The organism is Roseateles sp. (assembly GCF_052436255.1).
GTDB lineage: Bacteria > Pseudomonadota > Gammaproteobacteria > Burkholderiales > Burkholderiaceae_C > Pelomonas.
In genome coordinates this window covers 86318-94318 of record NZ_JBQVNP010000006.1, presented here as the reverse complement: position 1 = coordinate 94318, position 8001 = coordinate 86318, and the positions used below count along the sequence as shown (strand labels likewise).

Genomic DNA, 8001 nt, shown 5'->3' with positions numbered 1-8001 from the left:
CCTCATGGACCCTGCAGCGCCTGATGGCGTCGGGCCCCAGTCGTGCCGCCGTGCGTTCCAGCGTGAGATGGGCGGCTTCGCCGTCGGCTGCGGTATCCGGCAGCAGCGAGAGGTTGGCGTCGGCCTGCGCATGCACTTCGTCCGCCGTGAGTTCCAGATCGCCGACCGGTGCGAGCAGCTCCACCTTGGTCAGGTGCTCTGCCAGTAGCCGGCAGAGGTGTTCCACGTCCCGCGTGGCTTCGGCGGTGCCCACGGTGAGCTTGCCGCCGGTGCCCGCATCGCGTGAGCGCATGCTGTCGTGCCACCAGTGCAGCGTGAACGCGGTCGTGCCGGCATGGCTCGCGGCAAGCCAGCCGCTGAGCTGTACCAGCAGGCGCCGGGCGCCCTGCAGCAAAGCCGGGGCCAGCTCGACCCGGAAGGGCAGCTCCAGCCTCGCCCTGAACACATCGGGCAGCACCTCCCACGGATGGGCTTCCGGCTCGTGGCCATAGGCGCGATCCAGCGCCTGGCGGAGCTCGCGACCGAAGCGCCGGGCCAGGCCGGCGCGGGGCAGGGCGCGGATGTCACCCAATGTCCGGCAGCCGGTTTGCGCCAGCGTGGTGGCATGCGGCCGAACGGCGCTGATGCATTCCATGGGCAGGGCGTCGAGCAGCTCAGGCAGCGGGCGCTTGAAGCCGTTCTCAATGTTGCAGCGGGCCAGCGCATGGGCGGCCAGGCCGGTGCTGGCCCAGGCAGTCTTCTTGACACCGAGTTCGCCGGCCTGTGCGACCACGCGGTCACGCAGCGCCCGCTTGCCGCCAAACAGCCGCGTGCTGGCCTCCACCTCCATCAGCACGGCATCTTCAGAGATGGTGACCCGGGGCGTGAACTGCAACGCCCAGACAGCCACGGCTCGAAGCTCGTCAAGGCTGGGCGGCAGTGGCTTGGTGGGATCGCTCGCGCACGGCGGCAGCAGCAGGGCTGACCACAGCATGGCTTGGCTCGACAGGGATGAGGCGGCTGGGGTAGCGCAGCCTCGGGGTCATGATCTTGCCCAGCCCACCCGGCATCGAGGGCAGCAGCAATGTTTCGTCCAGCGGCGTGCCCTTGCGCTTGAGCACCTGCACGGCAATCTGCCAATCGGTATGCGCGCGCACCAGCACGCGCAGCGGTGCTGCCGAGGCGTCGCGCGCGGCAGTCTCGGGCCGGCAGAGGAAGACCGGGCCCGTGCAGCGGGCTGCGAGCACCTGGAGCCGGCGAATCTGCTCCGCGCGCACCAGAGGCAGCCAGGCGACCGTCGCGCCGAAGCTGCCGGACTTCACCAGCTGCTCCGTGGCCCAGAGCCGATCGCGCGGCGTGTCGACGTCGACCCAGACCAAGTGGCGCTCATCGAGACCGTCGTGGCGCAGCCCGGGTGCGTGAGGTGTCATCGGCGGGCCGATCATGGCCACCGTGCGACCAGCACGCGTCAGCGCGGCCAGCACCTGGCTCAGCAGGCGCAGTTCGGCAACGGAGAACTGCGGCACCAGCACCTCGGTGAGTGCGCCACACGGCCACCCGCGGCCTGGCAGCGCGGCATCGAGCGCGGGGAAGCCACTTGCCAACGTCTCGGAGGTCGGGCCACCCAGCTGATCGCCTCGCCACAACGCCGCTTCTACCGGCGCAGGCAGCGGCTCTGCGAAACCGGCAGAGGCGTTTTGCGATGGGGAGAACAGGCTGTAAGGCGGAGATACCGCATCCAGTTCTGCGACGGCGGGCGACATGGTTGGAGGTTTGATGCTGTATGTATGTACAGTATATGGAAGGCGGTCCAACGTCCAGTAGGGCAAGATGCCGTGGACAGGAAGGAGTTGGCAGGTGCGGCCCTGCCGGCTGCCGTTCGAACCGACGCCTGCGCCGTGGATGACGGCCGCTCGATTTCAGGGGGAATCCCATGTGCTACTCCGCCCAGATCCGCGCCAACTACCGTGACTACCTGCGCCTGTTCGGCGCGCACATCAGCATCAAGGAGTTCGTGAAGCTCTTCTACGGCCGGCAGGAGGCGAAGTTCAAGATCCCGAAGGCGATGGAAGCGGCGTTTGAAGGTGAGGCCGGTACGCCCGAAGAGCAGGAGATTCAGCGACTCATCGCAGCCTACAAGGCAGAACGTTCGATGGGGCTGGAGAAGGAGCTTTTCACGCAGCGCAAGCGCCTGGCCGATGCCGAGCGCATGGTTGAGACCCATCCGAAGCCGCCAAAGGCTGCTCTGGAGAGCCTGCGGATCGCGCCCTCAAAGATCTCAAAGGCGAGGCTCGACCTCGATGACTTGAGGAGAACGGACCTGCTTGACCGCGATTCGCGCATCTTTCCTGGCGTCTACGCGCCGGTCATGGTGGTCCGAGACGGACAGAGGGTAGTGCTGCCCATGCGTTATCAGTGCCGCCCTTGTGGCAAGCCGGCGTTCTACGACACGAAGTTCCCCGGCACCTACAACGCCCGCCGCGACAGCCTGGAAAGATTCTGGAGCGGCCAGTTCGGCTATAGCCACGGCCTGCTGCTCGTCGATACGTTTTATGAGAACGTGAAGCGCCACGACATGGAGCAGCGAGAACTGGCGCCTGATGAGAAGCCGGAGAACGTGGTCCTGCAGTTCAAGCCGAACCCGCCTGAGCTGATGTACATCGCCTGCCTGTGGTCCCACTGGTCGAAAGACGGCGAGCCGGATCTGCTGTCGTTCGCGGCTATCACCGACGAGCCGCCTCCTGAAGTGCGAAACGCAGGTCACGACCGGATGATCATGCGCATCAAGCCGGAGCACGTCGATGCCTGGCTGAACCCGGACCCCAACGACCTGAAGGCGATGTACAGCATCTTCGATGATCGTGCTTCCGCCTACTACGAGCATTTGCTTGCTGCATGAGGTGATGCTCCAGGAAGCGGTGTCAATCTTGAGCGAGGCGCTCGATCTACAAGCGCATCCTGGCCACTCCTTTCCGGAGGCTCAACCTGGACGAAATCAGCCTGTGGCGATGGGTGAGCTGCTTGGCCGGGTCAAGATCGAACGAGGGCTTGCTCGGGCCGTGACGGTGGCAAGCGAGTCGATGTGCAGCAGCATCTGCCTTCAGTCCATGGGGGAGGCGTTGGCGTCTCCCCGCTGCGCGGGGGCGGGCTGTCGCGCTGCGCGTCGAGCCACCGAGGTAGCGGCGTCTCACCCCTGACGGGCTTCCATCCCTGACGCAACGCACGGCCAGGCCGGCGATGCCGGCTGCGACAAGCCGCGGCACTCCCGTGCAAGGAGATCGCGGGCCTGCATCCTTACCGCTGCGCGTGAATGGCCCACTTGGCGAACTGGCCTGTGCTGATCGACTGCGCTGCGCGCGGGTCCGGCCAGATCGCCACTCCTAGCACCCGCCATGCCCGTGGCCGGGCCGCGCTGAAGTGATCGCATCGGCTCGACTGTCGCGCCAGTCGCTGCGCTTGGTGTCACGCCGGCCGCGGAGGCGCCGCTGCTCAACGCCCATCCGCACCGCTCAAGATAGTTGACGCTGAAAGCTCAGGGTACTTGACCAGCACATTCCCTGGCGCCGCTCTCGGGATCGATCAATGGACCGAGTCTCCACTCGTCGCCGTGTTCAGATTGCCGGCGCCATCTCTGTCAGCGCCTGATGCACCGACAGTGTCAGTGATAGTCGTCTTCGAGCTGGTGTCGTACCGCGACCACGACGACGTTCGCCGCATCCTCGATCTCGAACAGGGCGACGTAGCCACTGCGCCCGAACGGGATGACAAGCTCACGCAGGAATGGACTGTTGCTCGCCTTGCGGCAGGTGAACGGTGACGACTTCAGCGTGGCGACACCGGCACGGATGGCAGCCACGGCCTCCTGCGCCAGGTCGAGGTCGCCGCCGTCGCGCGCAAGCTCGCGCTCCAGCACGAAGTCGAAAAGCCGTTCGATATCCGCGTCGGCTTCGCGAGTGAGACGAACCCGGAAGCTCACCGGCGCTTCTTGGCCAGCTGGTCACGGGCAGCAGCCAGCTTGCCTTCCAGCCTGGTGATCATCGCGTCGGCGTCCACATACTCGCCGGTCCTGCGCGCCTCGTCGCGCGAGCGTAGGCCGCGCGCGATGAATTCGCCCTGCATGCGGCGGCGCTCCATCTGGGCGCGAACCGACGCCTCCACGAACTCGGAGAGCGATTCGCCCTCAGCCAGGACGGCCTCGACCTCGGCCCGGAAATCCGGTTCGACACGTACAGACGGGATGATCGCGGTCTTCATGAACAGATTGTAGCGCAAATGCGCTACAGAGCCTGCGCCAATCTGGCGCCGGTGGATGAGGTGGCCTGCCGATCCGGCTCTTACATGGCAACTGGTTGCTTCGAGCTGGGCGTGACGGAGGTTGGCTGCATGGCGCCCGTAGACGTGGTGTGTCGTCTACTTGCGCGCCTCGACTCTGGCCTGAAAATGAACAGCGACGGCGGTATGCCCTCCCAGCAGCTCAACGCCCATCCGGGCACCAGCTGGTGAACCGAATCGGCGTCCCCCGCCGTGGCGGCCGCCTGGCCTTCCACGCTTCGACCAGGGTTGCCCGGCCATGATCAGCGCCAGCGCGTTTTGCAACCGGCGAGCCGAGCGCTTCGTCCCCGAATCAAGAAAGGACAACCGATGACGAAGAAGAGCCCTCCGCCACCAGGCATAGAGGATGATGGCGAAGAAGATGGGCGTGCGATTCCGCCTGCTTGGCGATACGCCACAACAGCCCTTTCCGTACTTCTCCTTTGTGCAGCTGCCATTGCACTGTTCATTGAGCTGCCTTGGGTTGGGTTTGTTCTATTGGTGCTCGGTGCGCCGCCGGTAAGCGCCTATCTAACACTCTGCATTGCAAGCAAGGTAGTTCACGGCTATTGGACGCCACCCAAGCGTTGAACACCACTGTAGGTCAGGATTGGCACATCTCCTGCCGCCTGACGCCTGCCGTGACTAGAGCTGCTGGCTGGCAAGTCTTGACCTGGTCAATGTCTCGAACTTGGGTTTCCCTCGGGAAACGATGTGAAGTTGCTCATTCCTGGCGCCTTCAGTTCGTAACTCTGACGTTGATGGTGGGTGTTTTCGCCGACCGAAAACTGAGCCACTTTTTGCCCTGATGCCGACCTAAAACTGAGCCAGGTGAGCAACCTACTCTGCTGCATTTTTGTGCAGCCGAGGACGAGTAGTGATCACCATGGACATGATTGGCAGGATCAGGCGATTGCATCGCCGCAAGAACAAGTCGGAGCGCGAGATAGCGCGCATCACGGGGTTGTCGCGCAACACCGTTTCCAAGTGGCTGCACGGCGAAGTTGACGGCCCGCCGAAGTACCGTCGGGATGAGCAGCCGAGCAAACTCACGCCGTTCCACGAGGCACTCAAGCTGGCGCTGAAGGCCGACGCGCGCCGGCCCCGGCACGAGCGGCGCACGGCCAAGGCGCTGTACGTCGAGATCAAGGCCGCCGGCTACGACGGCGGCTACACGCGCGTCACGGACTTCATCCGGGCATGGCGCCAGGCCGAGGGCCAGACGCTGTCGGCCAACGCCTTCGTGCCGCTGGCCTTCGAGCTCGGCGAGGCCTACCAGTTCGACTGGAGCGAGGAAGGCCTGGTGGTGGGCGGCATCTACTACCGGGCGCAGGTCTCGCACATGAAACTGTGCGCCTCGCGGGCCTTCTGGCTGGTGGCCTATCCCAGCCAAGGCCACGAGATGCTGTTCGACGCCCACACGCGCTCATTTGCCGCACTGGGCGGCGTGGCGCGGCGCGGCATCTACGACAACATGAAGACGGCGGTGGACAAGGTCAAGAAGGGCAAGGGCCGCATCGTCAACGAGCGCTTCGCCAGCATGTGCGTGCACTACCTGGTCGACCCCGACTTCTGCGACGTCGCCTCGGGCTGGGAGAAGGGTGTCGTCGAGAAGAACGTGCAGGACAGCCGGCGGCGCATCTGGATCGACGCGGCCCGGGTCAAGTTCGGCAGCTTCACCGAGCTCAACGCCTGGCTGGGCCAGCGCTGCCGGGCGCTGTGGGACGAGGTCCGCCACCCCGAGCACGAACAGTTCAGCGTGGCTGAGATGCTGGAGCACGAGCGCACGCAGCTGATGCCCATGCCGACGCCGTTCGACGGCTACGTCGAGAAGCCAGCGCGCGTGTCCAGCACCTGCCTGGTGTCGGTGGCGCGCAACCGCTACTCGGTGCCGTGCGAGCTGTTCGGCCAGATGGTCAGCACGCGGCTGTACCCGGCCAGCGTCGTCATCGTGGCCGACGACCAGGTCGTAGCGCGTCACGACCGGCTGAGCAACGCCGGAGAGACCCGCTATGACTGGCAGCACTACATCCCGCTGCTGCAGAGGAAGCCCGGTGCGCTCAGGAATGGGGCGCCGTTCGCCGACATGCCCGAGCCGCTGCAACGCTTGCGCAAGGGGCTGCTGCGCCAGCCGGGCGGCGACCGCGTGATGGCGCAGGTGCTGGCCATCGTCCTGACGGCCGGGCTGGACGCGGTGCTGGTGGCGGTCGAATTGGCGCTGGAGGCGGGGCCGCCGGGCAAGGTCAGCGTGGAGCATGTGGTCAACGTGCTCTCGCGCCTGAACGCGCAGCCGGCGCCGCCGACGGCGGCCACGTCCTTGCAGGTGGCAGTGCCACCGTTGGCCGACACGGCGCGCTACGACCGCTTGCGCGGCGACGCTGCCGGGATGGACGACGCTGCAGACCTCGCCGCCGAGGAGGCCGACCATGAAGCCTGACGTGCTGGTCGAGTTGAAGGCGCTGCGCCTGCACGGCATGGCCGGCGCGTGGGCCGATCTGGTCGAGCAAGGCGGCAACGCCGGTATCGAGTCCTCGCGCTGGCTGATCGAGCACCTGCTGCAGGCCGAAGGGACCGACCGCGCCATGCGCTCGGTCAGCCACCAGATGCATGCGGCCAAGTTCCCAGTGCATCGCGACCTGGCCGGCTTCGACTTCGAGGTCTCGCCGGTGGATCGCAAGCTCGTAGGCACGCTGGCCACCACGGCCTTCACCGACGCGGCACACAACGTCGTGCTGGTGGGTGGGCCCGGCACGGGCAAGACGCACCTGGCCACGGCTATCGGCGTGTCGGGCATCACCCGGCACGGCAAGCGGGTGCGCTTCTACTCCACGGTCGACCTGGTCAACGCGCTGGAGCAGGAGAAGGCCCAAGGCAAGGCCGGTCGCATCGCCACCAGCCTGCTGCGCATGGACCTGGTCATCCTGGACGAACTCGGCTATCTGCCGTTCAGCCAGGCCGGCGGGGCGCTGCTGTTCCACCTGCTGAGCCGGCTGTACGAGCACACCAGCGTGGTGATCACGACCAACCTGGACTTCGCCGAGTGGAGCAGCGTGTTCGGCGACGCCAAGATGACGACGGCGCTGCTGGACCGGCTCACGCACCACTGCCACATCGTGGAGACGGGCAACGAGTCGATCCGCTTCAGCAAGAGCACGGCCGAGGCCAAGAAGCGGATCAAGGCGCGGGAGCAGGGGCGCAAGGGCGGCAAGCCGGAGGCTGAAGCCGAGCCGTTCTGATGGGCTGTCGATGAAGTGGCCGCGCGGGGGAATCCGCTTCGGGCTACGCCCTGCGCGTCTTCCCCCGCGCTTGTCCACCCACCCACGAGGAGGTCAACGACCAGCTCAGACCCTAAACTTATCCACAGCCGACCCTCTCAAAGTCGGCTTCCACCCCTGGCTCAAATTGGGACCGGCGCGGTGGCTCAAAATTCGGTCGGCGCCAACAGCTGTGACGCCACAACGAACAAGAAGGGACTGGCCCCGGCGCCGGCGTTTTCAGCTACAGCCACCTGTACGGCGGCTATCCGGGCGTCAGGCAGAGCGGGGGGCGCGTGCCTAAGGCCAACATCGGGCCGCTGTTGATTCCCGATTCGACGCGGAGCGACGAGAACGAACGCACTCTTCCTGTGTGACATCCTGCGGACCGGCTACCAGGCGGCCCTCAACGGTGGGTCGGCCCGGACTCGACGGACGCGATCTCCGGCGCCGACCC

Annotated in this window: 9 protein-coding genes; 5 read left to right on the top strand and 4 right to left on the bottom strand. The window is 66.0% G+C overall.

Going from position 1 to position 8001, the window contains the following annotated elements:
• Together ACT6S0_RS03010 and imuA are read right to left on the bottom strand one after the other, a co-directional pair.
• Positions 1-973: Y-family DNA polymerase (locus ACT6S0_RS03010; protein WP_444762439.1), on the bottom strand; the 973-nt coding region annotated here is incomplete at its 3' end.
• Positions 903-1742, bottom strand: a complete 840-nt coding sequence (imuA, locus tag ACT6S0_RS03005; RefSeq protein WP_444762438.1) for a translesion DNA synthesis-associated protein ImuA — start codon at positions 1740-1742, stop codon at positions 903-905. The genes ACT6S0_RS03010 and imuA, both read right to left, overlap by 71 nt.
• A 170-nt stretch (positions 1743-1912) precedes the next feature.
• On the opposite strand from imuA, the gene ACT6S0_RS03000 reads away from it, so the two are divergent.
• Positions 1913-2878, top strand: coding sequence for an SOS response-associated peptidase family protein (locus tag ACT6S0_RS03000; protein WP_444762437.1), 966 nt, complete (start codon positions 1913-1915; stop codon positions 2876-2878).
• Between the two features lie 759 nt (positions 2879-3637).
• Here the strand turns inward: ACT6S0_RS03000 and ACT6S0_RS02995 are convergent.
• Together ACT6S0_RS02995 and ACT6S0_RS02990 are read right to left on the bottom strand one after the other, a co-directional pair.
• Positions 3638-3955, bottom strand: a complete 318-nt coding sequence (locus tag ACT6S0_RS02995; RefSeq protein WP_444762436.1) for a type II toxin-antitoxin system RelE/ParE family toxin — start codon at positions 3953-3955, stop codon at positions 3638-3640.
• Positions 3952-4233, bottom strand: coding sequence for a YlcI/YnfO family protein (locus tag ACT6S0_RS02990; RefSeq protein ID WP_444762435.1), 282 nt, complete (start codon positions 4231-4233; stop codon positions 3952-3954). Before ACT6S0_RS02990 ends, ACT6S0_RS02995 begins: the two co-directional genes overlap by 4 nt.
• An 18-nt stretch (positions 4234-4251) precedes the next feature.
• Here ACT6S0_RS02990 and ACT6S0_RS02985 point away from each other — a divergent pair, with 18 nt between their 5' ends.
• From ACT6S0_RS02985 to istB, 4 genes are all read left to right on the top strand, one after another.
• A complete protein-coding gene (locus ACT6S0_RS02985; RefSeq protein ID WP_444762434.1) occupies positions 4252-4482 on the top strand; it encodes a hypothetical protein in 231 nt (76 codons plus the stop codon).
• 138 nt (positions 4483-4620) lie between these two features.
• Positions 4621-4881, top strand: coding sequence for a hypothetical protein (locus tag ACT6S0_RS02980; protein ID WP_444762433.1), 261 nt, complete (start codon positions 4621-4623; stop codon positions 4879-4881).
• Between the two features lie 295 nt (positions 4882-5176).
• Positions 5177-6727 carry an IS21 family transposase gene (gene istA, locus ACT6S0_RS02975; RefSeq protein WP_444762432.1) on the top strand — a complete coding sequence of 517 codons (1551 nt, stop codon included), beginning with the start codon at positions 5177-5179 and terminating at the stop codon, positions 6725-6727.
• On the top strand, positions 6717-7526 hold the full coding sequence (istB, locus tag ACT6S0_RS02970; protein WP_444762431.1) for an IS21-like element helper ATPase IstB: 810 nt from the start codon (positions 6717-6719) through the stop codon (positions 7524-7526). The genes istA and istB overlap by 11 nt, the downstream gene beginning before the upstream one ends.
• The last annotated feature ends 475 nt before the right edge of the window (positions 7527-8001 follow it).

Excerpts from the sequence above, each read along its gene's own strand:
- imuA (WP_444762438.1), bottom strand. The coding sequence starts at position 1,742 with ATGTCGCCCGCCGTCGCAGAACTGGATGCGGTATCTCCGCCTTACAGC.
- istB (WP_444762431.1), top strand. The coding sequence starts at position 6,717 with ATGAAGCCTGACGTGCTGGTCGAGTTGAAGGCGCTGCGCCTGCACGGC.
- ACT6S0_RS02980 (WP_444762433.1), top strand. The coding sequence starts at position 4,621 with ATGACGAAGAAGAGCCCTCCGCCACCAGGCATAGAGGATGATGGCGAA.
- ACT6S0_RS03000 (WP_444762437.1), top strand. The coding sequence starts at position 1,913 with ATGTGCTACTCCGCCCAGATCCGCGCCAACTACCGTGACTACCTGCGC.
- ACT6S0_RS02990 (WP_444762435.1), bottom strand. The coding sequence starts at position 4,233 with ATGAAGACCGCGATCATCCCGTCTGTACGTGTCGAACCGGATTTCCGG.
- ACT6S0_RS02985 (WP_444762434.1), top strand. The coding sequence starts at position 4,252 with ATGCGCTACAGAGCCTGCGCCAATCTGGCGCCGGTGGATGAGGTGGCC.
- istA (WP_444762432.1), top strand. The coding sequence starts at position 5,177 with ATGGACATGATTGGCAGGATCAGGCGATTGCATCGCCGCAAGAACAAG.